Below are 25,751 nucleotides of genomic sequence, written 5' to 3'. Positions count from 1 at the left end.
CCGCCGACCCACCCTTCACAATCACAGTCCAGACGCTGAATGCGCCGTCATCACTCAACCGTAGCGGCGTCCATGCGCACCGCGCCACGGCGGGTCTGACCGAACGCCATCACACAGTTGCGCCCGGCGCCCTTGGCGCTGTAGAGCGCCTCGTCCGCGGACTTGAGCACTTGCTCTGGCGCGCGTTGCTCCACGCGTTCGGCAACGCCGATGCTGACCGTCACCGACACACTCGAGGCACTGGTGCCCGCTCGGCGCTGGCGGCCCTGATTGTCATCCTGTGGACGGCTGTCCTGATTGCGCAGATGAATGTTGTAGGTGGCGATGGACTCGCGAATGACCTCCAGGTGCGGCATGCACTCGTCTAAGGTCTTGCCTGCAAACACCAGGGCGAATTCCTCACCGCCATAGCGATACGCCTTACCGCCCCCGCCGATTTTCGACAGTTTGCTGGCGACCAGTCGCAGCACCTGATCACCCACGTCGTGCCCGTGGGTGTCGTTGAATTTCTTGAAGTGGTCGACGTCACTCATGGCCAGCACATAGTTGCGCCCCAGGCGCTGCATGCGTTCATTCAACGCACGACGCCCCGGCAGCCCGGTCAGTTCGTCGCGGAAGGCCATTTGATAGGCCTCATGGGCCACAGCGGCCGCGATCATCAGCATCACCTGGCTGCACATGATGTTCAGGGTGAAGGGCAGGATGAAGGTTTTCGGCAACATCCAGAACAGCCCCAGCACTCCCACCAACTGTGCCGCATGCAGGGGTCTGGGGTGGCGCCAGTACTGATAGGCCAGCAGCAGGAACGCTGCGATGAACACCGGATACGACAGCTGGATCAGGCTCATCCAGGCGCCGTGCAAGGCAGGCCAGCGAATCTCCGCCAGCCACACCAGCAACGCCTGCGGGTAACTTTGTTCAAGGGCCAAGGCCACGCTACCCACGGCCAGCAACACGGCGAAACGGGCGACCATGTCCTGGAACAGATGCGTACGCTCCTGCCACGCGGCGAACACGCCGAACAGCAACGGCAACAGCAGGCAACACAAATGAAAAACCACCGCGGCGTCGTCACGCACCTTGCCGTTGTCGCGGTAGTAATCGGTCTGGGTATCGAGCAGGAAGTAGGCGATGTACACCGTGACCATCAGAAACAGCTCGCGCTGGCGCCGGTAGACCGCGCAATAGGCGCCGCCGAGCAACAGCACCAGGGTCGGAAGCACTTGGAACAGCGACGTGAAGAACACGTTCAGCTCCCTGATGTAGGCAGCCGCGAGCCCCGCCAGCAACAGCAGCAGTGACGGCAAAAAGTGACTCACACGTGCAGGGGAAGAACGCGGCAAGGGTAAGGCTCCGACCCGTCATATCAGTGATGGCAATGTGCCCATGACTGTAACGGCAGAAACCGGGACTTACTTAGCCTTTTAGCGAGGTATTTTCAAAACAGCGTCACTGCCAGCAACCAAAGCCACCAGTGACGCAAGGGAAAATGGGTTCAAAGGTCGTTGTAGAACGGCTGCAGTGGTCCCTCATCGGCCCTGCGGCCTTCGGCTCCGATCGGCTTGAGCTGAATGTTGGCGTCCATGGCCTGGCGAGTGGTGATCTTCGGACTGACCGGTTTTTGCGTCACGGTGTTCTCATCACCTACATGACCCTGTGGCAGCACCAGTGACGGATGATCGAACGGCGCCCGTTCCCACGCGACCCGCGGATCGGTCAGCCCGACCTCCATGAATTTGACCAGCGCATCGATCTCATCCGAGGTCAGGTTCAAGTTGGTCATGTCCGGATCGAGGTTCGAGCCGTTGTGCTGATTGACCGACGGGTGCTCGAAACCGCTGGTGTTGCTCGCGTCCTCACCGCGCCGGTCACCGCCGCGGTTGTAGAACTCCATCACCTGCTTGAGCGTGGCGCGGCTGCCATTGTGGAAATACGGCCCGGTCAGCGCGATGTTGCGCAGCGTCGGGGTCTTGAAGGCACCATCGACCGCGTCGCGGAAACCGACATTGGGTTGCAGCGTTGCATCGCAAGGCAATGCTGCGCTCAAGGGCGCTTCGAAGGTGCAGACATCGACATCCAGCGGGTCAGGGATCTTGCCGCCCTGCAACTGGCTGTTGTACTCACGGGTGAAGGACAACGGGTTGCCCCAGGCATCGGCGCCACCGAGCGCCAGGTCTTCCGAGGTCGGGCGCACGCCGGTGTTGTAGAAACCGTTGTCGTAGAGCGTGGTCAGGTTATCCGCCATGACCATGCGTTCGATGCGTTCGCGGGGATGGAACTGCAAGCGACTGGCGGCATTGGTCAGCTCTGCGCCACCGTGGCAGTTGACGCACTTGCCCTTGCCCAGGAACAGATTCATACCCTGGACTTGCTGGTCGTTCATGGCCGAGTGATCGCCCTGTAAATAGGCATCCAGCGGCGCCTGGTCCGATACCAGCGTGGCTTCGTACATCTGGATCGCCAGGCCGAAAAACAACGGGAAGTTGGCCTCCATCTGGGTGTAGGGCGCACCGCCCACCAGCACGTTCTGCGTGGCATTCCACAACCGTGGCTGGAACGCGTTCTTGATCAGCTCGCGATAAGTCGGACGCCGCGCCCCGGAAACCGGACCGAGCACCGAGTCGGTGGACGAGATGCGCTGCTGCTTAAGCATCAGCGTGTCGAGCATGCGTCGGCCAATGTCGGCAAAGGTGCGTCCGCCACAGGACATCTCGACGGCACTGCCGGGCGGTCCCACGGCCTGCGACGCGGCCGAGGCATCGCTGAGCGCCATGCGTACCTTGACCGCCACGGTGCTGCGTTCATTGGTCACGTAGATCCCGGCATCGGGATCGCGATTGCCAAAGGGTGAGAAGCCGTTGAACACGTTGTTGGCCCTGCCGTCCCAGAAATTGCGCACGTTGAACGCAGCGTTGATCACCGACGGCGCATTGCGCCCGGTGCTACGGCGAACATTGATGCCACCGACCTGGAAGATGCCGTCCGGTTGCTGGGTGCATTTGTCGAACCGCGGCTGGTTGGGCTTGACGAAGTTGGCGTCGAACACGCCTTGCGAGCCGATCACGTCATCGCTCGAATAGAGGATGGGTGAGTTGCGATCCAAGGGATTGGTCAGCACATGGGTCGGGAAGTCGGCTTTCTTGAGCAGGTAGTTCGGGCCGCCCTTGCCCCCGGACAGGGTCTTATAGGAAGCCACGTCACCAGGGATGTCGGACGCAACGAACGGCTTGTTGAAGATCGACGCGACGTTGGCATTGGTGTGCGCCTGGCCGGGATTGAGCTGATTGGTGGTTCGGTGATCAACGCCGGCGTGATAGTGGCAGGAGGCGCAAGCGGTCGTGCTGTCGCTGCCGATCTCCATGTCCCAGAACAGGGCCTTGCCCAGGAGGATGGCCGCTGAGCGATTGAGCACATAGTCGGTCATCAGGTCGACCTTGCGCCCGCCTTCGGTACCGGAAGGGTCGGGCGGGGTCATGCCGCGCAGCGACTGCAGCGTGGGCACCTCAGGCACGGGTGGGTCGACCTCGGCCGGGTCAGCGGCAAAGACACCGGTGCTGATCAGTACGCCCGCGATCGCGCAGGCCAGGGGGTTTGTTCGAAGGATGCGCAAGTACTTCAGCATGATGTCACTCCCGATTCAGATCAGAGCTGCCAAGGCTCCGGCAACCCGTCGCGAGTTGGACTCATGGCCAGGAATCGTGCTGACACTACAACTAGAGAATCAAGTTGCAGCGTGCAGGGCATTACGGTACTGGCAAAGTACTCGCTAATCATTGGCTAATAGCGGTTGGCGGGGCGCGCTTGCGGCGACGCTTACTTGCACTGTAGTCGTAACAAAAGATTTCAGAGAAAGATCTTTATATTTTTTTGCTTGATCGAAATTTAACCACAGCGACTTGCGCAACTTTGGTGGAAGCCCTCCCCAACACTGGGTAATAGCCCCCAAAATCGGCCATTTGCAGGACGCTGACACACAGGCTTGCGCGGGCCAACGCGTTGGCAAAGTATTTGCTCAACAGCAATGAACTAGCTCGACAAGAGGCAATTAATGAAATCAGGCGAAGCTATCTTCCTGAGAAAGTATCACTACAAACACAACTGAATTAGCTCATTGCACTTTCAGAAAACAAACCTGCACACAACGTTAACCAAACAATAACTTTTAAACAAAAAAGCCGCCGTTCCCAAAGGAACAGCGGCTGTTGAAGAAGCGCGTTAAGACTTAGTAGCCCAGCGCGAAATCTTCTTCTTTCATGTCCATCAGGTTGTTGGCGCCCGACAGCATGGTAACAACGTGAGAGCGGGTACGCGGCAGGATGCGCTGGAAGTAGAAGCGCGCAGTCTGCAGCTTGGCGGTATAGAACGCCTCTTCGGAAGTGCCGGCAGCCAGTTTCTCGGCAGCCAGGCGCGCCATGTCAGCCCAGAAGTAGGCCAGGCAGGCGTAACCGGAGTACATCAGGTAGTCCACGGAGGCCGCGCCGACTTCTTCGCGATCTTTCATGGCAGCCATGCCGACCTTCATGGTCAGCTCGCCCCATTCCTTGTTCAGTGCAGCCAGCGGTTCGACGAACTCTTTGACCGCTTCGTTGCCTTCGTTGGTCTGGCAGAACTTGTGGACGATCTTGGTGAAGCCTTTGAGGGCCTCGCCCTGGGTCATCAGCACTTTACGGCCCAGCAGGTCGAGTGCCTGGATACCGGTGGTGCCTTCGTACAGCATCGAAATGCGGCTGTCGCGAACGTTCTGCTCCATGCCCCACTCGGCGATAAAGCCGTGGCCGCCGTAGATCTGCACGCCGTGGTTGGCGGACTCGAAACCGACTTCGGTCATGAAGGCCTTGGCGATTGGCGTCATGAAGGCCAGCAGTGCGTCGGCTTTCTTCTTCTCTTCTTCATCCACGCCGTACTTGACGATGTCGACTTGCTTGGCGGTGAAGTAAACCATCGCGCGGTTGCCTTCGGCGAATGCCTTCATGGTCAACAGCATGCGACGTACATCCGGATGCACGATGATCGGGTCAGCGGCTTTGTCCGGCGCTTTCGGGCCAGTCAGCGAGCGCATTTGCAGACGATCGCGAGCGTATTTCAGGCCGCCCTGGAAACCGATTTCGGCGTGGGCCAGGCCTTGCAGCGCGGTACCCAGGCGTGCGGTGTTCATGAAGGTGAACATGCAGTTCAGGCCTTTGTTCGCCGGGCCGATCAGGTAACCGGTGGCCGCGTCGAAGTTCATCACGCAGGTGGCGTTGCCGTGGATGCCCATCTTGTGTTCCAGGGAACCACAGGATACGGCGTTACGCGCGCCAACCGAACCATCGGCGTTCGGCAGGAACTTCGGCACGATGAACAGCGAGATGCCTTTGGTGCCAGCCGGTGCATCCGGCAGGCGGGCCAGCACGATGTGGACGATGTTGTCGGCCATGTCGTGCTCACCGGCCGAGATGAAGATCTTGGTGCCGGAAACTTTGTAGGAACCGTCGGCCTGAGGCTCGGCCTTGGTGCGCAGCATGCCCAGGTCGGTGCCGCAGTGCGGTTCGGTCAGGCACATGGTGCCGGTCCATTCGCCGGAAACCAGCTTGGTCAGGTAAGCCTCTTGTTGCTCAGGCGTGCCGTGCTCGGAAATGGTGTTCATCGCACCATGGGACAGGCCCGGGTACATGCCCCACGACCAGTTGGATTCGCCAACCATTTCGCTGATTGCCAGACCCAGGGACTCCGGCAAGCCTTGGCCGCCGTGCTCCACGTCGTGGGCCAGGCTTGGCCAGCCGCCTTCGACGAATTGCTTGTACGCCTCTTTGAAGCCAGTCGGGGTCTTAACACCGGACTCGCTCCAAGTGCAGCCTTCGAGGTCGCCCACGCGGTTCAGCGGAGCCAGCACCTGCTCACAAAACTTGGCGCCTTCTTCAAGAATGGCGCTAACCATGTCTGGAGTTGCGTCTGCACAAGCCGGGAGGCTCTGATAGTGCGCCTCGTAGCCGAGCAGTTCGTCACGAACGAAGCGAATATCACGCAAGGGGGCCTTGTAGTCAGGCATAGCGATAAACCTCTGCTGATGTAACCGGGAATGAGCGACCGTCGTCGAAACGATCAAACAGTTGTTTGAAACATACGTTTACGCCTAAATCTTGTCAAGCACCGATCTTTTGCCATTCGTCATGCCACCCCCCATCAGCGCGCACGCGGGCCTGACGCCGTAGACCTGAGCAACGCGCAGCGCGAGAAATATATTGGATAGCAGGACTCACGCTGAAAACGTACCCGTCAGATGGTGCGCTTTCAGCGTGAGTTCAGGCGTAGGTATCGATCAGGGTGCCAAGCATTTCGTCGGAAGCCTTGGCGACTTTGGCACCCAGCTCCACCTGAAACCGGCCTTCGGCCATGGCGATAGTACTGCTCACGAGGTCTGATTGCTGACTACGGTCGACTGAACGCAGGCGATCGGCCTGGGCTTCGGAAGATTGGCTGGTCACCGAACGCTCGATCGTCGTGTTGGCGATTTGTCCGGCGGCTTGATCGACACGGTTCTGCCCCGCCTGAACAGTGCTCAGACCGGCATAAAAAGCGGTGTTTCCCGAGATTTCCATGGAAGAACTCGTCCTTGCAAAGAGTCGTCAACGCTCAATAAGAGCCGTCAGTACTCATTGAAGCAGACATACCGGGAAATCGCCCGTCAAAAACACTAATGGCACAATGCCGTGCCATAGCCAAATACCTAGTCCAGCAGATCCAGTTGCAGATGCTCCGCCACCGCTTCAGCCGTGACCACCTTGAGTTTCGGTACCCGCCCAAGGCACGGCGCCGGGAGACGTTCGGCGAGGGTCGCGAGGTTTTCTTCAAGGCGCGCGGTCTTCGGATCGATGATGTTGGCCACCCATCCCGCCAGTTGCAAACCGTCCCGGGCAATCGCCTCTGCCGTCAGCAACGCGTGATTGATGCAGCCCAGGCGTATACCGACCACGAGGATGACCGGCAGGTCCAGCGCCATCGCCAGGTCCGACAGATTATCCTGGTCCGCCAATGGCACGCGCCAGCCGCCAGCGCCCTCGATCAGGGTGAAATCGGCCTGCATGTCGAGAATCTCCCGCATCGGCGTCAGCAGCGATTGCACGGTCAACGCGATGCCTGCCTCGCGGGCGGCCAGGTGCGGCGCAATCGCCGGCTCCAACGCCAGCGGATTGACCTGGGTGTAGGTCAGGGGCAGCGAACACTCGGCCATGAGCGCCAGCGCGTCGGCATTGCGCAGGCCCTTGGGCGTCACCGCGCAGCCAGAGGCCACCGGCTTGCCCGCTGCCGTGCTTAATCCGGCTGATCGCGCGGCGTACAGCAGGCCGGCGGCAATCGTGGTTTTTCCGACGTCAGTGTCGGTACCGGTGATGAAATACGCGGAGCTCATAAGGGTTTCTCCAAAACGGCATACACCACTTGATAAGTCGCCGGCAGGCCTTGGGCCTGACGAAACTGCTCATAAGCCTCGACCAGGCCGAGTATCCGCGCCCGACCGGTCAAGCCGCCCGGCCGCCCGGGGTTCAAGTTATGCGCGCCCAAGGCCTTGAGTTCATGGGTCAGGCTGCGCACGTCCGGGTAATGCAGCACATGCGGTTGGTTTTCCAGGCTGATCGCCCGCAAGCCGCTGGCCGCGCACAGCTGTTGATAAACGCCGAACTCGCGGAAGCGGTTGACGTGCACCATGCCATCCACCTGACGCCAGCTGTCACGCAGTTCGAACAACGTGCCCACGCATAGACTAGCAAATGCGAAAACCCCACCGGGTTTCAGTACCCGATGGGCCTCGCTGAGTACCGAAGCGAAGTCCGCACACCATTGCACCGCCAGGCTGGAGAAAATCAGGTCGCACGTCGCATCGCGCAACGGCATGCGCTCGGCGTCGCCGGCGATGAAGTGCGTGGCGCCGCCCAATGGCCGCGCGTGATTGAGCATGCCTTCGGCGATGTCCAGCGCCAAGCCCTGGCCCGCGGGAAAACGCTCGCCCAGCGCCCGACTGAAATGGCCGGTGCCGCACCCAAGGTCGAGCCAGCGCTGCGGCACGAACGCCTGCGGCAATCGGCTGAGCAACTGGCTACCGACATCACGTTGCAACTCGGCCACGCTGTCATAGCTTTGCGCTGCACGGGAAAACGAGGCGGCAACCTGGCGTTTGTCGGGCAAACCGCCTGGCAGTTGGAAAAAGGATAAATCAGTCATCGCCGCTCTCATGCAAAAAGGCCTGGATCGCCCCCGCCACACCGTGGGGATTTTCCAGGAGGAACGCGTGGCCGGCCTGTTCGATCAGACCGATTTCGACATCCGGCAGCAACGCCAGTAACGCCTCGGCGGCTTCGGCCGGTACCAGCCCGTCGAGGCCGGCATACAGATGCAATTGCGGACCGCGGAACGTCTGCAGGGCCTGGCGGGTGTCCAGTTGCGCGAGCAACGCCAGGCCACTCATCAGCACCCCCGCTGAAGAGTGTGGCGCGCCCCCGAGCAACAGCCTCGACAAGCCGCGCGGGTCTTCGGCACCTTGGGCGCAGAGCAGAGAAAAGCGCTTCAACGTCGCGCGAGGATCGGCTGCACAACCCGCCAGAAAGGCATCGAAGGTTTCGCCGGGCATTGCGTTTGGCCATTGTTCATGGCTGACAAAAGAAGGGTTGCTCGCCAGGGTCAGCAGGCCACAGCAACGGTCGCCACGGCGCGCCGCCAACTCGGAGGCGAGCATGCCGCCCAGCGACCACCCGCCCAGCCAGGCGTCCTGTGGCACGCTGGCGTCGAGTTCATCGAGCCAATGTTCGAGATGGCTCGAATCCAGCTCAGGCAGCGGCTCGATTTCCACCCGCAGGTGTTCGTCCAGCCCCTGTAATGCGGCGGCCAACGGTTCCAATGGTGAAACCCCGAGGCCCCAGCCGGGCAGCAGAATCAGTTGATCACGCATGGCCAGGCTCCGGTCCCAGTCGTTGATAACAATCGGCCAGTCCCTCTAACAATAGCTGTACTTGCGCCTCGCTATGGGCGGCGGTCAGGGTCACGCGCAGTCGGGCGCTGCCGGCCGGTACGGTTGGCGGGCGGATCGCGCTCACCATCAAACCGCGTTCGCGCAGCATCTGCGACAACCGCACCGCGCGCCCGGCGTCACCGATCATGATCGGCTGGATCGGCGTGAAGCTGTCCATCAGCTCCAGGCCGATCTGTTCGGCACCGTGGCGGAACTGGCGGATCAGCGCCTGCAAATGTTCGCGGCGCCAGTGCTCGCTGCGCAGCAGCTCCAGGCTTTTCAGGGTCGCGCAGGCCAGGGCCGGGGGTTGGCTGGTGGTGTAGATGTAGGGGCGGGCGAACTGGATCAGGCTCTCGACCAGCTCTTCGCTGCCGGCGACAAAAGCACCTGCCGTTCCGAACGCCTTGCCGAGCGTACCGACCAGCACTGGCACGTCTTCCTGGCTCAGGCCGAAATGCTCGACGCTGCCACCACCCTGAGCACCCAGGGGACCAAAACCATGCGCGTCATCGACCATCAGCCACGCACCTTTTGCCTTGGCTTCCCGAGCCAGCGCCGGCAGATCGGCGATGTCGCCATCCATGCTGAACACGCCGTCGGTGACCACCAGCGTATTGCCGGTGGCTTTTTCCAGGCGCGTGGCCAGGCTCGTCGCGTCGTTGTGCAGATAGCGGTTGAAACGTGCGCCAGACAACAGCCCGGCGTCCAGTAGCGAAGCATGGTTGAGCCGGTCTTCGAGCACCGTATCGCCCTGCCCCACCAGCGCCGTGACCGCACCCAGGTTGGCCATGTAGCCGGTGGTGAACAACAAGGCGCGCGGGCGACCGGTGAGGTCGGCCAGCGCTTCTTCCAGGGCGTGATGCGGGCTGCTATGGCCGATGACCAGATGCGAAGCCCCGCCACCCACGCCCCACTTCGCAGCTCCGGCGCGCCAGGCTTCGATCACTTGCGGATGATTGGCCAGGCCCAGGTAGTCGTTGTTACAAAACGCCAGCAATGGCTGGCCGTCGACCACCACTTGCGGGCCTTGTGGGCTTTGCAGCAGTGGACGTTGGCGATAGAGATTTTCAGCACGACGGGCAGCCAGGCGTGCGGCGAGATCGAAAGACATGCAGGCCTCGGTGTCAGATCGTAGGAGCCGGCTTGCTGGCGATGGCATCGCCTCGGTCAATTTGATCAGCCGTGGTGATGCCATCGCCAGCAAGCCGGCTCCTACAGGTTCAACATTGATTACACGGCAGCGTTATAGAACTGCTCGCTGCTCTTCTGCTCCACCAGCGCCTGCTCGATCGCGGCCTGATGCACTTCGTCGGCGTGTTCTTCGCGGGCTTCCGGCAGGATCCCCAAACGTGCGAACAACTGCATGTCCTTGTCCGCCTGCGGGTTGGCAGTGGTCAGCAGTTTGTCGCCGTAGAAAATCGAGTTGGCGCCGGCAAAGAACGCCAGGGCCTGCATCTGCTCGTTCATGGCTTCGCGGCCGGCGGACAGGCGCACGTGGGATTTTGGCATCAGGATCCGCGCAACCGCGAGCATGCGGATGAAGTCGAACGGGTCGATGTCTTCGGCGTTTTCCAGCGGCGTGCCGGCGACTTTCACCAGCATGTTGATAGGCACCGACTCCGGGTGCTCCGGCAGGTTGGCCAGCTGGATCAGCAGGTTGGCGCGGTCGTCGAGGGACTCGCCCATGCCGAGGATGCCACCGGAGCAGATCTTCATCCCCGACTCACGTACATAGGCCAGGGTTTGCAGGCGCTCGCTGTAGGTGCGGGTGGTGATGATGCTGCCGTAGAACTCAGGCGAGGTGTCCAGGTTGTGGTTGTAGTAGTCAAGGCCGGCCTTGGCCAGCGCTTCGGTCTGGTCCTGGTCGAGGCGACCGAGGGTCATGCAGGTTTCCAGGCCAAGGGCTTTGACGCCTTCGACCATCTTCAGCACGTAAGGCATGTCTTTGGCCGACGGGTGTTTCCACGCCGCACCCATGCAGAAACGGGTCGAGCCGATGGCCTTGGCGCGCGCGGCCTCTTCGAGGACCTTCTGCACTTCCATCAGCTTTTCTTTTTCCAGGCCGGTGTTGTAGTGACCGGATTGCGGACAATATTTGCAATCTTCCGGGCAGGCACCGGTCTTGATCGACAGCAGGGTCGATACCTGGACGCGGTTGGCGTCGAAATGCGCGCGGTGCACCGTCTGCGCCTGGAACAACAGGTCATTGAATGGCTGAACGAAGAGTGCTTTGACTTCGGCCAAAGACCAGTCATGACGCAAAGTTGCAGAGGTGCTGGCGCTCATGGGCGTTTCCTTTGTTTTATGCTTTGGCAGGCGACCGGGAAAGGGAATTTCCACTGGCGCATCACAGGTGTTTCGGCATATTTAAGGAAGAGTCATGCGCTGTCAACCACGATACGATGGACCGGTTTACATCTGGTCAATAAACAACCAACACTGTTTACTGTGTGATGAAGCCGCCGATGGCGCCACGCCAATTTGCATGGCGTGCGAATCCGAACTGCCCTGGCTCGGCGATCACTGCCAGACCTGCGCCCTGCCCTTGCCCGCTGCCGGCCTGACGTGCGGCCAATGCCTAAGCCAACCGCCAGCCTTCGAACGAGTAGTCTCTCCCTGGACCTACAGCTTCCCGATCGACAGCCTGATTACCCGCTTCAAACACAGTGCGAAATGGCCATTGGGCCACCTGCTCGGCGAACTTCTTGCTCAATCCCTGCAACATCGCTTCGACGATGACCTGCCCCGACCCGATGCGCTGGTACCTGTGCCGATGGCTGCCCGGCGTCTGCGCCAACGAGGCTTCAATCAGGCTGCAATGCTGGCGCGTTGGCTCAGCGAACGCCTCGACGTGCCTTGCGATGAACGGTTGCTATCGCGGCCCCAGGACACCAATGCCCAACAGGACCTGAACGCCGCGGCCCGAAAAAAGAACCTGCATCATGCCTTCTCCCTGGCGCCCGACGCCTTGGTGAAGGGTCGCCACCTGGCGCTGGTGGATGACGTGCTGACCACTGGCGCAACCGCGCAAGCACTGGCTCGACTGTTGATGGATGCGGGCGCCACGCGGGTCGATGTCTATTGCCTCGCACGCACACCCAAACCTGGTGAGTCGCCGTGACTTGACTCCCGGGGCCCGAGCCGCCAACGTCCGCACATCGCCCTAGCCCAAAGCGTCTTGCCATGTCCTTGCCTACGTTGTTGTCCCAGCACATTGTCCGCCGCCCGCAACGCATTGCCCTGCTGCAACACATCGCCGAACAGGGCTCGATCACCCGCGCGGCGAAAAGCGCGGGCCTGAGCTACAAGGCCGCCTGGGATGCCATCGATGAACTCAACAACCTTGCGCAGAAACCGCTGGTGGAGCGCAGTGTTGGCGGCAAAGGCGGTGGCGGCGCGAAGCTGTCCGCCGAAGGCGAGCGAGTGCTGCGCCTCTATCAAAAGCTGCAGGTGTTGCAGGCCCAGGTACTGGAAGCTGCTGAAGACGCCAGCGACCTCGACCTGCTCGGTCGCCTGATGCTCAGGACCAGCGCACGCAACCAGTTGCACGGCAAGGTCATGGCCATTGAAACCCAGGGTCATAACGACCGGATCCGCCTTGAACTGGCCGAAGGCCTGAGCATCGCTGTGCAGATCACCCACGACAGCACCGTGCGCCTGGACCTGCAAACCGGCACCGAAGTGGTCGCCCTGATCAAGGCCGGTTGGCTTGATGTGCTGGGCAGCGGCGACGAAGCAACACCCGGACACAATTGCCTCGAAGGCGTCATCGAGGAAATCCTCGACGCCGAAGACGGCCCCTGCGAAGTGCGCATCGGCCTGCCCAATGGCCAGACGCTCTGCGCTCTGGCCGAGCCCTGGCATTTGCAATCGCGCAAGCTGACCCCCGGAAAACCAGTACGCGCGCAGTTCTCGCCCTCCAACGTATTGCTCGGCACGCCACTTTAAATACAACTGCAACAAAAGCTTCATCGCCCACCATTAAGGTGACTGCAAAAATCGCAGGGAGCCTGATGTGAGCCTATTAGAAGACAACCAACCCACCGACCTCGAACAGATGGTCGGCCTCAGCCGCCGTGGTTTCATCAGCGCAGGTGCCTTGTGCGGTGCCGCCATGTTCCTCGGCGGCAACCTGCTGAGCCGCAGCGCATTGGCCGCCAGTGTCAGCGCCGGCACCAGCCGGTTGCTGGGTTTCGAGAGCATTCCCGCCGCGACCAGCGACGCGATCACCCTGCCAGCCGGCTACAAGTCTTCGGTACTGATCAGTTGGGGCCAGCCCCTGCAGAACAACGGCCCGGCCTTCGACGCGAGCGGCAACGGCTCCGCCGAGCATCAGGAAGTCCAGTTCGGTGACAACAACGACGGCATGAGCCTGTTCGCCTTCCCCAATGACAACAACCGGGCGCTGATGGCGATCAATAACGAATACACCAACTACCGCTACCTCTACCCCCATGCGGGCATGCCGCAATCGGCGCAAGAAGTGCACAAGGCGCTGGCCTGCGAAGGCGTGTCGGTGATTGAAGTGCAGCGCAAGGATGGCCATTGGCAGTTCGTCCAGGGCTCGCCCTACAACCGCCGCATCCACGGCAACTCGCCGATCAACCTGAGCGGCCCGGCCGCCGGTCACGCGCTGCTGAAAACCAGTGCCGATGCGCACGGCAAAACCGTCCTCGGCACGTTCCAGAACTGCGCCAACGGCAAGACGCCGTGGGGCACCTACCTGACCTGTGAAGAGAACTTCACCGATTGCTTTGGCAGCACCAATGCCGAGCAGAAGTTCGACGCCGCGCAGAAACGCTACGGCGTGGTGGCGCCCAGCAAAGACATCAACTGGCATCAACACGATCCGCGCTTCGACCTGGCGAACAATCCCAACGAACTCAACCGCCACGGCTGGGTGGTCGAAATCGACCCGTTCGACCCGAAATCGACCCCGGTCAAGCGCACCGCACTGGGCCGCTTCAAACATGAAAACGCCGCCCTGGCTGAAACCAAAGACGGCCACGCCGTGGTGTACATGGGCGACGATGAGCGCGGCGAGTTCATCTACAAGTTCGTCAGCCGCGACAAGATCAACCACAAGAACCCCAAGGCCAACCACGACCTGCTGGACCACGGCACCCTGTACGTGGCCCGTTTCGACGCGGGCGACGGCAATGCCGATCATCCCAAAGGCCAAGGGCAATGGATCGAGCTCACCCACGGCAAAAACGGCATCGACGCCAACAGTGGTTTTGCCGACCAGGGCCAGGTGCTGATCCACGCGCGTCTGGCGGCCAGCGTGGTGAAGGCCACGCGCATGGACCGTCCGGAATGGATCGTCGTCAGCCCCACGGACGGCCAGGTTTACTGCACCCTGACCAACAATGCCAAACGCGGCGAAGACGGGCAGCCGGTGGGCGGGCCGAACCCGCGCGAGAAGAATGTCTACGGGCAGATCCTGCGCTGGCGCACCGACCGCGACGACCACGCCTCGAACACCTTTGCCTGGGATCTGTTCGTGGTCGCCGGCAACCCGCAAGTGCATGCCGGCACGCCAAAGGGCGGTTCGTCGAACATCACCGCGCAGAACATGTTCAACAGCCCGGATGGGTTGGCGTTCGATAAGGCCGGGCGCCTGTGGATACAAACCGATGGCGATTCGAGCAATGCCGGTGATTTCGCCGGCATGGGCAACAACCAGATGCTCTGCGCCGACCCTGCGACCGGGGAAATTCGCCGGTTCATGGTCGGTCCGATTGGCTGCGAAGTGACGGGCATCAGTTTCTCGCCGGACCAGAAGACGTTGTTCGTCGGGATCCAGCATCCGGGGGAGAACGGTGGTTCGACCTTCCCGGAGCATTTGCCCAATGGCAAGCCGCGGTCTTCGGTGATGGTGATTACCCGGGAGGATGACGGGATAGTCGGCGCCTGACAGGGCCCCTTCGCTGGCAAGCCAGCGAAGGCGTCAGCACAGTCACAACCTATCCATGTCTGTCTGCGCTACCATGCCTGGCCGGACGCAGCAGCCTGCTGCGCGCAGGAGTCAGCATGGCCCACCCGTTTGAAACGCTCACCCCAGACCTCGTGCTCGATGCCGTCGAAAGCATCGGTTTTCTCAGCGATGCCCGCATTCTGGCGCTCAACAGCTACGAAAACCGTGTCTACCAGGTCGGCATCGAAGACGCCGAGCCGCTGATCGCCAAGTTCTACCGTCCACAGCGCTGGACCAACGAAGCGATCCTGGAAGAACACCAGTTCACCTTCGAACTCGCCGGGGTCGACGTGCCTGTCGTCGCGCCGCTGATCCACAACGGTGAAACCCTGCACGAACACAATGGCTTCCGTTTCACCCTGTTCCCCCGCCGCGGCGGCCGCGCGCCGGAGCCCGGCAATCTCGATCAGCTGTATCGCCTGGGACAACTGCTCGGCCGTCTGCATGCGGTAGGCTCGACCAAGCCGTTCGAGCACCGTGAGGCACTGGCAGTAAAAAACTTCGGCCATGACTCGCTGGCAACCTTGCTCGAAGGCAATTTCATCCCCCGCAGCCTGCTGCCGGCCTACGAGTCCGTGGCCCGCGACCTGCTCAAGCGTGTGGAAGATGCCTACAGCAATACACCGCACCAGAACATCCGCATGCACGGCGACTGTCACCCCGGCAACATGATGTGCCGCGACGAGATGTTCCACATCGTCGACCTCGACGACTGCCGCATGGGCCCGGCAGTGCAGGACATCTGGATGATGCTGGCCGGCGATCGCCAGGACTGCCTGGGCCAGTTGTCGGAACTGATGGACGGCTACAACGAGTTCCACGACTTCAACCCCCGGGAACTGGCGCTGATCGAACCCCTGCGCGCGCTGCGCCTGATGCACTACAGCGCCTGGCTAGCCCGGCGCTGGGACGACCCGGCCTTCCCGCGCAGCTTTCCGTGGTTTGGTACCGAGCGGTATTGGGGGGATCAGGTACTGGCGTTGCGCGAGCAGCTGGCGGCGCTCAATGAAGAACCCCTGAAACTCTTCTGACTACACGAATCCCCCTGTAGGAGCGAGCTTGCTCGCGAAAAACACAAGGGCAACGCGTTTATCCAGACAGTACGCGTTATCGTTGACTTCCGTCGCGAGCAAGCTCGCTCCTACAGATACCGATGTTCACAATTGCCCAACCTATTCAGGCAGGACATCCGTAGACAAATCTCCTTACAATCCCCCTCTTTGTTAGCTGCCTAAGCAAGGATTCTGCATGCAAGCCGCCAACCCGCGTCGCGGGTACATCCTGGGCCTGAGTGCCTATATCATCTGGGGACTTTTCCCACTCTATTTCAAAGCCATCGCCAGCGTACCCGCGGTCGAGATCATCATTCACCGCGTGCTGTGGTCGGCGCTGTTCGGTGCTTTGCTGCTGATGGTCTGGAAACACCCGGGCTGGTGGCGCGAGCTGCGGGAGAACCCTCGTCGGCTGGCGATCCTGGCCCTGAGCGGCACGCTGATCGCCGCCAACTGGCTAACGTATGTGTGGTCGGTGAACAACGGGCGCATGCTCGAGGCCAGCCTCGGTTACTACATCAACCCCTTGGTGAACGTGCTGTTGGGGATGCTGATCCTCGGCGAACGGCTGCGCCGCATGCAATGGCTTGCAGTGGGGCTGGCGGCGGTTGGCGTGGCGCAACAGGTATGGCAAGTCGGCAGCCTGCCCTGGGTGTCACTGGTGCTGGCATTGACCTTCGGTTTCTACGGGCTGATTCGCAAGCAGGCGCCGGTCAAGGCGCTCCCGGGATTGGTGGTCGAAACCTGGATGCTGGTGCCGATCGCGCTGGGCTGGTTGCTGCTCAATCCAACTGCGAGCAGCGCCCAGGCTGAATTCTGGACCACCTCCCAAGCCTGGTGGCTGGTGGCTGCCGGCCCGGTGACGCTGGTGCCGCTGGTCTGTTTCAACGCCGCCGCGCGGCATCTGCCCTACACGACGCTGGGATTTCTCCAGTACCTGGCGCCGACCCTGGTACTGCTGCAAGCCGTACTGCTGTTTGGCGAGCATTTGTCGTCCAGTACGCTGGTGGCGTTCATCTTCATCTGGGCCGGCCTGGCGGTTTACAGCGTCGATGCCTGGCTCAGCCTGCGTCGCCGCAGCTGATCAAAAAACGCACAAACCTCTGCAGGCCACGTTCTCCGTGGCCTGCATCGATCCTTCCCAAGGTTATCCACAGCGTGATCCCCGCCGTTTGTGCGCAAGTTACTGAAACTGCTGGTTTTTTGATCAATACTTGAAAAGCCCCGGCCGGCGTGGCCTCGCGGGCTGTCTCTACAGGTTATCCACAGGCGGGTGCACGATTAATCTGGATAACCCAGTCAAGGCTCACTGCGCAGCACCAATTCCACCATCAGATCGTCCGCCAGGGTTTCCAGGCGCGATTGCAGCACGTCCAGGGACAGCGTCAACGGCACGGCCAGTATCGCTTCGGCGTGGAACAGCGGCTCGCTGCTCATGGGGGCCGGACGCACTTCAGTCACCAATCGCTCCAGGTTGACCCCCTGCTCACTGAGCAAGCGCGTAATGTCGCGCACGATCCCCGGCCGGTCATTGCCCACCAATTCCATGGCGATCGGTTTCCAGGTGCACGATTGCTCGATGCCGCTTTCGGCGATCAATACGCGAATGCCATGGGCCGACAATCCTTGCAAGGCATCAACCAGAGAGTCGTAGGCTTCCGCCGGTACCCCGACCCGAAGAATCCCGGCGAATTGCCCGGCCATGCGTGACATGCGGCTTTCCAGCCAGTTGCCGCCCTGCTCGGCAATGCATTGGGCTATGCGCTCGACCTGCCCAGGCTTGTCCGGTGCAAAAACAGTGAGTACGAGGTGGTCCATGGCGCAGCCCTCTTTTGTTATTGAAAGAGAAGTATAGGCAAGGGTTGTTACCGTGCTGAATCGACTGACGCCATCGCCTGTTGGAGCTGGCTTGCCAGCGACCAAGTGCGCCACCGACCTACTGCCCAGCCATAAATCGTGTACAACTTTTTATATTTAACTGGAACAATCTCATGGTTTTTTGAGAACATCCCGATCCGCGACGTGACTGCAATGCGTCACGGGGTCGCAGAACGACGTAATTAGTCTAATTTTCACAACCGCAACTCATCATGTAGTATGCCGCTGCGCGCACTACATAACGTTGGATCGATGTCCGCCACAGGCGCAGTCGCATCCCTGAAAGCCCTGTCAGCAAGGCCCTAAAGCCGTTGATTGGTCCCCACCCAGCCGTCAGAAATGGCATGTACTGGTCGCAGGGTTTGTGGTTTAAATGGCCAGAGGCTTCATTGTTAATTTGAAGAGCTGAAAAGCGAAATAGCTGAGCAGAGTGAGGCAAGCAATGACTGAACACGTTCAAGTCGGTGGCCTGCAGGTCGCCAAAGTCCTGTTCGACTTCGTGAACAACGAAGCCATTCCCGGTACCGGCCTCACCGCCGATAAGTTCTGGGCCGGTGCCGACAAGGTCATTCATGACCTGGCGCCGAAGAACAAAGCCCTACTCGCCAAACGCGATGATTTCCAGGCTCGTATCGATGGCTGGCACCAATCCCGTGCCGGTCAGCCACACGACGCCGTGGCCTATAAAGCCTTCCTGCAAGACATCGGTTATCTGCTGCCAGAAGCGGCCGATTTCCAGGCAACGACGCAAAACGTCGATGAAGAAATCGCCCGCATGGCCGGTCCACAGCTCGTGGTTCCGGTGATGAATGCCCGCTTCGCGCTCAATGCCTCGAACGCCCGCTGGGGTTCGCTGTACGACGCGCTCTACGGCACCGACGCCATCAGCGAGGCTGACGGCGCGGAAAAAGGCAAAGGCTACAACAAGGTTCGCGGCGACAAGGTCATCGCCTTCGCCCGCGCCTTCCTCGACGAAGCGGCGCCCCTGGCAGCCGGCTCCCACGTCGATTCCACTCACTACAAAATCGTTGACGGCAAACTGGTCGTCGCCCTCAAGGGCGGCAGCAACACCGGCCTGCGCAACGACGCCCAGCTGATCGGTTTCCAGGGCGATGCCTCGGCGCCGACCGCAATCCTGCTGAAAAACAACGGCCTGCACTTCGAAATCCAGGTCGATGCCAGCACCCCGGTCGGCCAGACCGATGCTGCCGGCGTCAAAGACATCCTGATGGAAGCCGCACTGACCACCATCATGGACTGCGAAGACTCGGTCGCCGCCGTCGATGCCGATGACAAGGTGGTGATCTACCGCAACTGGCTCGGCCTGATGAAGGGCGACCTGTCGGAAGAAGTCGCCAAGGGCGGCAAGACGTTTACCCGCACCATGAACGCCGACCGCACCTACACCGGTGTCGACGGTAACGCGGTGAACCTGCACGGTCGTTCGTTGTTGTTCGTGCGCAACGTCGGTCACCTGATGACCATCGATGCGATCCTCGACAAAGACGGCAACGAAGTGCCTGAGGGCATCCTCGATGGCCTGGTGACTTGCCTGGCGGCGATGCACAACCTCAACGGCAACACTTCGCGCAAAAACACCCGCACCGGCTCCGTCTACATCGTGAAGCCGAAGATGCACGGCCCTGAAGAAGCGGCGTTCACCAACGAGCTGTTCGGGCGCATCGAAGACGTGCTGGGCCTGCCGCGCAATACCCTGAAAGTCGGCATCATGGACGAGGAGCGCCGTACCACGGTCAACCTCAAGGCCTGCATCAAGGCCGCCAGCGAGCGCGTGGTGTTCATCAACACCGGCTTCCTCGACCGTACCGGCGACGAAATCCACACTTCCATGGAAGCCGGCCCGATGGTGCGCAAGGCCGACATGAAGGCGGAAAAATGGATTGGCGCCTACGAGAACTCCAACGTCGATATCGGCTTGAGCACCGGCCTGCAAGGCCGCGCGCAAATCGGTAAAGGCATGTGGGCGATGCCGGACCTGATGGCGGCGATGCTGGAACAGAAAATCGCTCACCCATTGGCCGGCGCCAACACCGCTTGGGTGCCTTCGCCGACCGCCGCAGCGCTGCACGCACTGCACTACCACAAGGTTGACGTGTTCGCCCGTCAGGCCGAACTGGCCAAGCGTTCCCATGCGTCGGTGGACGACATCCTGACCATCCCGCTGGCCGTGAACCCGCAGTGGACCGCCGAACAGATCCAGAACGAACTGGACAACAACAGCCAGGGTATTCTCGGTTATGTGGTGCGCTGGATCGACCAGGGCGTTGGTTGCTCGAAGGTGCCGGACATCAATGACGTCGGCCTGATGGAAGACCGTGCCACGCTGCGTATTTCCAGCCAGCACATCGCCAACTGGCTGCGCCACGGCATCGTCACCGAAGAGCAAGTGATGGAAAGCCTCAAGCGCATGGCGCCGGTGGTGGATCGCCAGAACGCTGGTGATGCGCTGTACCGTCCGCTGGCCCCGAACTTCGACAGCAACATCGCCTTCCAGGCGGCCGTCGAACTGGTGGTGGAAGGAACCAAGCAGCCGAACGGCTATACCGAGCCGGTTCTGCACCGTCGTCGTCGCGAGTTCAAGGCTGCCAATGGCCTGTAACTGAGCGTTGACGCCGGACATGAAAAAGCCCTGATCTTGCGATCAGGGCTTTTTATTTGACCTGTAGGAGCCGGCTTGCTGGCTCCTACAGATGGGTCAGGGCTCCATGCCTAACTCATGTTTGACCAGCCCCAACAATTTGCCGCTATCAATCGGCTTGAGCAGAAAGTCCACCACGCTCAGGTGCATCGCGGCGATGGCGTCTTTCACGTCGGCATCGCCGGAGACGATGATGATCGGCAACGCCGCCCGCACCGATTCGCGCACCTGGCGAATCAGGTCCAGGCCGTCGACATGGCCCATGCGCAGGTCGGTGATCACCAGACCAATCGAGGGTTTCTCTTCCAACATCTTGAGCGCGGCTTCACCGCTGGCTGCCGTCATGCAACGAATACCATCCAGCGCCAGAATCTCCGACAGCAACTCTCGAGCGTCCTTGTCGTCGTCGACGATCAGTACCCGCTGCGGCGGCAGATCGGGTTCCAGCATGACGTCACTGAGCGCCTGGCGCTCGGCATCACTCAAAATATCGTGGTCGGACATGGCATTCTCTACATGTTCAATTCAATTCCCTAGCACAGTGGTGAGACATCGCTAAGCACGCCATCAATGTGCACTCCGTCGGAAAATTTTCCAATAGGGGAAAGGTGAGGTTTTTCTCACGTTTGAGTAGGTTCTTTCCGACACTGCATCACGTTTGCGGCCTACCTAGACTTACGTCCAATGGGCACCCCGACCGTAGGGGTCGACCATGGGTAAGTCATCCGACAACAACAATTCAAAAAAAGACTGCGGTAATGGTTATGAGTAAAGCGGACGCCTTCACACAGGCAGGGAAAACCGCGGTGTTGCAGAACATCCAGGGCACTTTGCAATTCCTTCAGCGCTTCCCGCCTTTCAACCAGATGGAACACGCCCACCTGGCGTACCTGGTCGAGCAATGCCAACTGCGCTTCTACGCCCCCGGCGAGAGCATCATCAAGCCCGCGGACGGCGCGGTTGAGCACTTTTACATCGTCAAGCAGGGTCGGGTCGTCGGCGAACGTCCGCACACGGCCAAGGGCGGAACCGAAACCACCTTCGAAATCACCACCGGCGAGTGTTTCCCCCTCGCTGCGTTGCTGGGTGAGCGTGCGACCCGCACCGAACATCTCGCCGCCGAAGACACCTTTTGCCTACAGCTGAACAAATTGGCATTCATCAAATTGTTCGCCATTTCCGGCACCTTCCGCGACTTTGCCCTACGTGGCGTGAGCAGCCTGTTGGATCAGGTCAATCAGCAGGTCCAGCAAAGAGCCGTGGAAACCCTGGGCACCCAATACTCGCTCAACACCCGCCTGGGCGAATTGGCCATGCGCCATCCCGTGATGTGCAGCCCAACCACGCCCCTGCGTGAGGCCGTGACCCAGATGCACGAGCAGCAGGTCGGCAGCATTGTGATCGTAGATGAACATAAGGCGCCGCTGGGCATTTTCACCCTGCGCGACCTGCGCCATGTCGTGGCCAGCGGCACCGGCGACTTCAACGAGGCGATCGAGCGGCACATGACCCGGTCGCCGTTTTTCCTGTCTCCGGACCACAGCGCCTTCGACGCCGCGATTGCGATGACCGAACGGCATATCGCCCACGTCTGCCTGGTCAAGGATCAGCGCCTGTGCGGCGTGGTTTCCGAACGCGATCTGTTTTCCCTGCAACGGGTCGACCTGGTGCACCTGGCGCGCACCATCCGCAGCGCCCAGCGCGTGGAAAACCTGGTGCTGCTGCGCGGAGAGATTGGTCAACTGGTGGAGCGCATGCTGGCCCACGGTGCGTCTTCGACCCAGATCACCCACATCATCACCCTGCTCAACGACCACACCGTGTGCCGGGTGATCGAGTTGACCCTGGCCGAGAAAGGCGACCCCGGCATTGCGTTCAGCTGGCTGTGTTTCGGCAGCGAAGGTCGCCGCGAACAGACGCTGCACACCGACCAGGACAACGGCATCCTGTTCGAAGCAACGGACGCGGCCCACGCCGCCGAGATTCGCGGGAAATTGCTGCCCATCGCCCATCAGATCAACCAGAGCCTGGCGCTCTGCGGTTTCACCCTGTGCAAAGGCAACATCATGGCCGGCAATCCCGAGCTTTGCCTGTCACGGGCCGAATGGGCGCGACGCTTTGCAGCGTTTATCCGTGAAGCCACGCCAGAGAACCTGTTGGGTTCGAGTATCTACTTCGATTTGCGCGTGGTGTGGGGCAGCGAGCAAGGCTGCGAACAGTTGCGTCGGGGGATTCTCGACCAGGTGGCCGATAACCGCCTGTTCCAGCGCATGATGGCGGAAAACGCGTTGCGCAATCGTCCTCCCGTAGGACGTTTCCGCGAGTTCGTGCTGGCGCGCAAAAATGGCGAGAAAGCCACCCTGGACCTGAAGATCCAGGGCCTGACTCCCTTCGTCGACGGGGCGCGGTTACTCGCCCTGGCCCACGGCATCGAAGCGAACAATACGTTGGAGCGCTTTCGCCAGCTGGTGGCCAAAGAGGTCATCGAGCCACTGGACGGCGCGGCGTACGAAGAGGCCTATCACTTCATCCAGCAAACCCGCATGCAGCAACATCAGCGACAGACCCGGGAGAATCTGCCCTACTCCAACCGGGTCGATCCCGACAGCCTCAACCATCTCGACCGACGCATCCTGCGCGAATCCCTGCGTCAGGCTCAACGCCTGCAAAGCAGCCTGACTCTGCGGTATCAGTTATGAGCTATCAGCCATGAGCCTGTTTTCCTGGCTGCGCCCCGCCGGCCCGAGCCTGTCCGCCGACCTGCAACATCGCCTGCAACAGCTGCCGCCGGTAAGCGGATTGAGTGAGTGCAGCCTGCGCGAACAGCGCTGGGTCGTGCTCGACCTGGAAACCACCGGGCTGAACATGAACAAGGACCGGGTCCTGTCCATCGGCGCCGTGGTGATCGAGGATGGCGCGATCGATTTCAGTCGCCAGTTCGAACGCACCTTGCAATGCGACGAACTCAAACTCGGCCCCAGTGTGCTGATTCACGGCCTGGGGCCCAGCGCCATTGCCGCTGGCAGTGATCCGGCCGAAGCGCTGCTCGAATTCATGGAGTTTGTCGGCGACAGCCCGGTGCTGGCCTTTCATGCGCCGTTCGACCAGCACATGCTCGGACGCGCATTGAAGGATCACCTGGGCTACAAGTTGCAGCATGCTTTCCTGGATGTGGCGGACATCGCCCCGCTGCTGTGTCCGCAGGCCAACATCCGCGAGGCCGGCCTGGACGAGTGGATCGACTGGTTCAAGCTGGAAGTCTTTGAGCGCCACAACGCCAGCGCCGACGCCCTGGCCACCGCCGAACTGGCGCTGATCCTGTTCAGCCGCGCGCGCCAGCAGCAGATTCATAGCCCGTTGAACCTGCAGCAACGGTTGAACCAGTGGAAGCGGCGACAGCAAACCCATTCCTTTTAATACCACCACCCCCTGTAGGAGCGAGCTTGCTCGCGAAAAAACATCAGGCGCATCGGTCTTACCGGCAAAACGCGTCATCGTTGACGTTTTTCGCGAGCAAGCTCGCTCCTACAGGGCCCTACGACAAACCCTACCCGACCGGCGTCAATTGCTTACCGCCCTCAGCTCTGACACAATCGCGAACTATTCTCGTTAGTTAACACTTCCCAATCGGTGATGCTGCGTGTCGTCAGTCCCAAGCCCCCAAAGTGAGCTCGTCGGCGCGTTATATCGCGACCACCGCGGTTGGCTATTGGCCTGGCTGCGTCGCAATGTCGCCTGCCCGCAACGGGCCGAGGACTTGAGCCAGGACACCTTCGTGCGCTTGCTTGGGCGTGAGGAGCTGAAAGAGCCGCGCGAGCCGCGGGCGTTCCTGGTGGCGATTGCCAAGGGCCTGCTGTTCGACTATTTCCGCCGCGCCGCGCTGGAACAGGCCTACCTCACTGAACTGATGCTGATTCCAGAAGCCGAGCAACCGTCGGTGGAAGAACAGCAAATGATCCTCGAAGACCTGAAGAACATCGATCGCCTGCTGGGCAAGCTGTCGAGCAAGGCCCGCGCGGCGTTTCTCTACAATCGTCTCGATGGCCTCGGCCACGCGGAGATTGCCGAGCGCCTCGGGGTGTCGGTGCCGCGAGTGCGTCAATACCTGGCCCAGGGCATTCGTCAGTGCTACATCGCCTTGTACGGGGAGCCGACATGAGCGCGGTCAGTTCCAAGCCGGTGTCGGCGCAGGTGCTCGATGCCGCCATCGCCTGGCAACTGTCCCTGGACTCCGGCAACCCGGTGGAACGCGAGGAGTTCGCCAAATGGCACGCCGCCCACGAAGAACACGCCCGCGCCTGGCGTCAACTGGGCATGCTCGACCAGCGCTTCAGCATCGCCAGCGGCCCGGCCCGCACCGCCCTGCTGCAATCGCGCGAAGGCATTCGCCGCCGGGTGCGCAAGCTCGGCAGCGGCCTGGCCAGTGTCGTTGCAGTGCTCGGCCTGGCACTGTTTGCCGGCGAGCGTTACCTGCCGATCGACTATTGGCTGGCCGACCAGCGCACCGCCACCGGCGAGCAACGCACCATCCGCCTGGACGATGGCACCCTGATCAACCTCAACACCCACAGTGCGGTAGACGTGCGTTTCGATGAGAAGCAGCGGCTGGTCGTCCTGCAGGAAGGCGAAATCCTGATCGAAACCGGTCACGGCGATGCCCGGCCGTTTATCGTTGAAACCCGCGAAGGCAGCATGCGCGCCTTGGGTACGCGGTTCCTGGTCAAGCGCGAAGTGCAAGGCACGCGTCTGAGCGTGCTGCAATCAGCGGTGGCCGCCCATCCGCAATCGAGCCCCGAAGAGTTGATTCTGCGCGAAGGCCAGCAAATGCTGATTCGCAGCGACGGCCTGGGCCCGATTGCCGCGCTCAACCTCGGCGCCGATGCCTGGACCCGCGGCATGCTGGTGGTGGACAACGCGCGGCTGGAAGATCTGCTGCGAGAAATCGGTCGCTATCGTCCCGGTCACCTGGGTGTAGCGCCGGAAGTGGCTGACCTGCGGATCACCGGCAGCTTTCCACTCAAGGACACCAACCTGGCTCTGAACGCGTTGCTGCCGACCCTGCCAGTGCAGATCGAACAGCACACGCCATGGTGGGTGACGGTGGCGGCGAAAACCGAGGCCAAGCGCTGACGGTTTTTGTATCTCAATTGATGAATCGAAATTATTTTCATCCAGCCCTATCACTTTTTGGTTTTCGTCCGGCAC

At 61.1% G+C, this 25,751-nt stretch carries 21 protein-coding genes; 10 read left to right on the top strand and 11 right to left on the bottom strand.

The genetic code is table 11. The features are described from left to right. Positions 1–50: 50 nt before the first annotated feature. From ACYP2Q_RS11530 to bioB, 9 genes are all read right to left on the bottom strand, one after another. Positions 51–1,343 (bottom strand): GGDEF domain-containing protein, encoded by a 1,293-nt coding sequence (locus ACYP2Q_RS11530; RefSeq protein ID WP_459730553.1) that lies wholly within the window; start codon positions 1,341–1,343, stop codon positions 51–53. Positions 1,344–1,495: 152 nt separating this feature from the next. Further along, positions 1,496–3,622: a cytochrome-c peroxidase gene (locus ACYP2Q_RS11525; protein WP_459730552.1), complete on the bottom strand. Its 2,127-nt coding sequence runs from the start codon at positions 3,620–3,622 to the stop codon at positions 1,496–1,498. Between the two features lie 600 nt (positions 3,623–4,222). Next, a complete protein-coding gene (locus ACYP2Q_RS11520) occupies positions 4,223–6,028 on the bottom strand; it encodes a phenylacyl-CoA dehydrogenase (protein ID WP_459730551.1) in 1,806 nt (601 codons plus the stop codon). Positions 6,029–6,281: 253 nt separating this feature from the next. Continuing rightward, positions 6,282–6,578, bottom strand: a complete 297-nt coding sequence (locus ACYP2Q_RS11515) for a pyrroloquinoline quinone biosynthesis protein PqqE (protein ID WP_459730550.1) — start codon at positions 6,576–6,578, stop codon at positions 6,282–6,284. A 128-nt stretch (positions 6,579–6,706) separates the two neighbouring features. Beyond that, complete coding sequence (gene bioD, locus ACYP2Q_RS11510) at positions 6,707–7,387, bottom strand: dethiobiotin synthase (RefSeq protein ID WP_459730549.1); 681 nt, start codon at positions 7,385–7,387, stop codon at positions 6,707–6,709. Continuing rightward, the gene (bioC, locus tag ACYP2Q_RS11505) at positions 7,384–8,196 is read right to left on the bottom strand and encodes a malonyl-ACP O-methyltransferase BioC (protein WP_459730548.1); all 813 of its coding nucleotides are present in this window, start codon (positions 8,194–8,196) and stop codon (positions 7,384–7,386) included. Before bioC ends, bioD begins: the two co-directional genes overlap by 4 nt. Continuing rightward, complete coding sequence (locus tag ACYP2Q_RS11500; protein ID WP_459730547.1) at positions 8,189–8,920, bottom strand: alpha/beta fold hydrolase; 732 nt, start codon at positions 8,918–8,920, stop codon at positions 8,189–8,191. Before ACYP2Q_RS11500 ends, bioC begins: the two co-directional genes overlap by 8 nt. Beyond that, positions 8,913–10,091, bottom strand: coding sequence for an 8-amino-7-oxononanoate synthase (gene bioF / locus ACYP2Q_RS11495; protein ID WP_459730545.1), 1,179 nt, complete (start codon positions 10,089–10,091; stop codon positions 8,913–8,915). The genes ACYP2Q_RS11500 and bioF overlap by 8 nt, the downstream gene beginning before the upstream one ends. Positions 10,092–10,210: 119 nt before the next feature. Next, positions 10,211–11,266: a biotin synthase BioB gene (gene bioB, locus ACYP2Q_RS11490; protein WP_459730544.1), complete on the bottom strand. Its 1,056-nt coding sequence runs from the start codon at positions 11,264–11,266 to the stop codon at positions 10,211–10,213. Positions 11,267–11,360: 94 nt separating this feature from the next. Here bioB and ACYP2Q_RS11485 point away from each other — a divergent pair, with 94 nt between their 5' ends. From ACYP2Q_RS11485 to rarD, 5 genes are all read left to right on the top strand, one after another. Further along, on the top strand, positions 11,361–12,101 hold the full coding sequence (locus tag ACYP2Q_RS11485; protein ID WP_459730543.1) for a double zinc ribbon domain-containing protein: 741 nt from the start codon (positions 11,361–11,363) through the stop codon (positions 12,099–12,101). A gap of 62 nt (positions 12,102–12,163) precedes the next feature. Beyond that, positions 12,164–12,928: a TOBE domain-containing protein gene (locus ACYP2Q_RS11480; protein ID WP_459730542.1), complete on the top strand. Its 765-nt coding sequence runs from the start codon at positions 12,164–12,166 to the stop codon at positions 12,926–12,928. A gap of 67 nt (positions 12,929–12,995) precedes the next feature. Next, a complete protein-coding gene (locus ACYP2Q_RS11475) occupies positions 12,996–14,897 on the top strand; it encodes a PhoX family protein (RefSeq protein WP_459730541.1) in 1,902 nt (633 codons plus the stop codon). 116 nt (positions 14,898–15,013) lie between these two features. Beyond that, positions 15,014–15,988, top strand: a complete 975-nt coding sequence (locus ACYP2Q_RS11470; RefSeq protein ID WP_459730540.1) for a serine/threonine protein kinase — start codon at positions 15,014–15,016, stop codon at positions 15,986–15,988. 217 nt (positions 15,989–16,205) lie between these two features. Next, on the top strand, positions 16,206–17,093 hold the full coding sequence (rarD, locus tag ACYP2Q_RS11465) for an EamA family transporter RarD (protein WP_459730539.1): 888 nt from the start codon (positions 16,206–16,208) through the stop codon (positions 17,091–17,093). Positions 17,094–17,308: 215 nt separating this feature from the next. Here the strand turns inward: rarD and ACYP2Q_RS11460 are convergent, their stop codons facing one another. Then, complete coding sequence (locus ACYP2Q_RS11460; RefSeq protein WP_274075541.1) at positions 17,309–17,827, bottom strand: glycine cleavage system transcriptional repressor; 519 nt, start codon at positions 17,825–17,827, stop codon at positions 17,309–17,311. 502 nt (positions 17,828–18,329) lie between these two features. On the opposite strand from ACYP2Q_RS11460, the gene ACYP2Q_RS11455 reads away from it, so the two are divergent. After that, positions 18,330–20,507: a malate synthase G gene (locus ACYP2Q_RS11455; protein ID WP_459730538.1), complete on the top strand. Its 2,178-nt coding sequence runs from the start codon at positions 18,330–18,332 to the stop codon at positions 20,505–20,507. A 96-nt stretch (positions 20,508–20,603) separates the two neighbouring features. Here ACYP2Q_RS11455 and ACYP2Q_RS11450 read toward each other — a convergent pair whose 3' ends face one another. Beyond that, on the bottom strand, positions 20,604–21,050 hold the full coding sequence (locus ACYP2Q_RS11450) for a response regulator (protein WP_459730537.1): 447 nt from the start codon (positions 21,048–21,050) through the stop codon (positions 20,604–20,606). 254 nt (positions 21,051–21,304) lie between these two features. Here ACYP2Q_RS11450 and ACYP2Q_RS11445 point away from each other — a divergent pair, with 254 nt between their 5' ends. The 4 genes from ACYP2Q_RS11445 to ACYP2Q_RS11430 all read left to right on the top strand — a co-directional run bounded on the left by ACYP2Q_RS11445 (position 21,305) and on the right by ACYP2Q_RS11430 (position 25,676). Then, a complete protein-coding gene (locus ACYP2Q_RS11445; protein ID WP_459730536.1) occupies positions 21,305–23,245 on the top strand; it encodes a putative nucleotidyltransferase substrate binding domain-containing protein in 1,941 nt (646 codons plus the stop codon). A 10-nt stretch (positions 23,246–23,255) separates the two neighbouring features. Continuing rightward, positions 23,256–23,963, top strand: a complete 708-nt coding sequence (locus ACYP2Q_RS11440; RefSeq protein ID WP_459730535.1) for a 3'-5' exonuclease — start codon at positions 23,256–23,258, stop codon at positions 23,961–23,963. A gap of 223 nt (positions 23,964–24,186) precedes the next feature. Then, positions 24,187–24,705: an RNA polymerase sigma factor gene (locus tag ACYP2Q_RS11435; protein WP_032831242.1), complete on the top strand. Its 519-nt coding sequence runs from the start codon at positions 24,187–24,189 to the stop codon at positions 24,703–24,705. Then, entirely contained in the window at positions 24,702–25,676 is a 975-nt protein-coding gene (locus tag ACYP2Q_RS11430) for a FecR domain-containing protein (protein ID WP_459730534.1), read from the top strand. The genes ACYP2Q_RS11435 and ACYP2Q_RS11430 overlap by 4 nt, the downstream gene beginning before the upstream one ends. The last annotated feature ends 75 nt before the right edge of the window (positions 25,677–25,751 follow it).

The organism is Pseudomonas sp. MHK4 (assembly GCF_054600775.1).
This window is presented reverse-complemented; position numbering and strand designations above follow the sequence as displayed.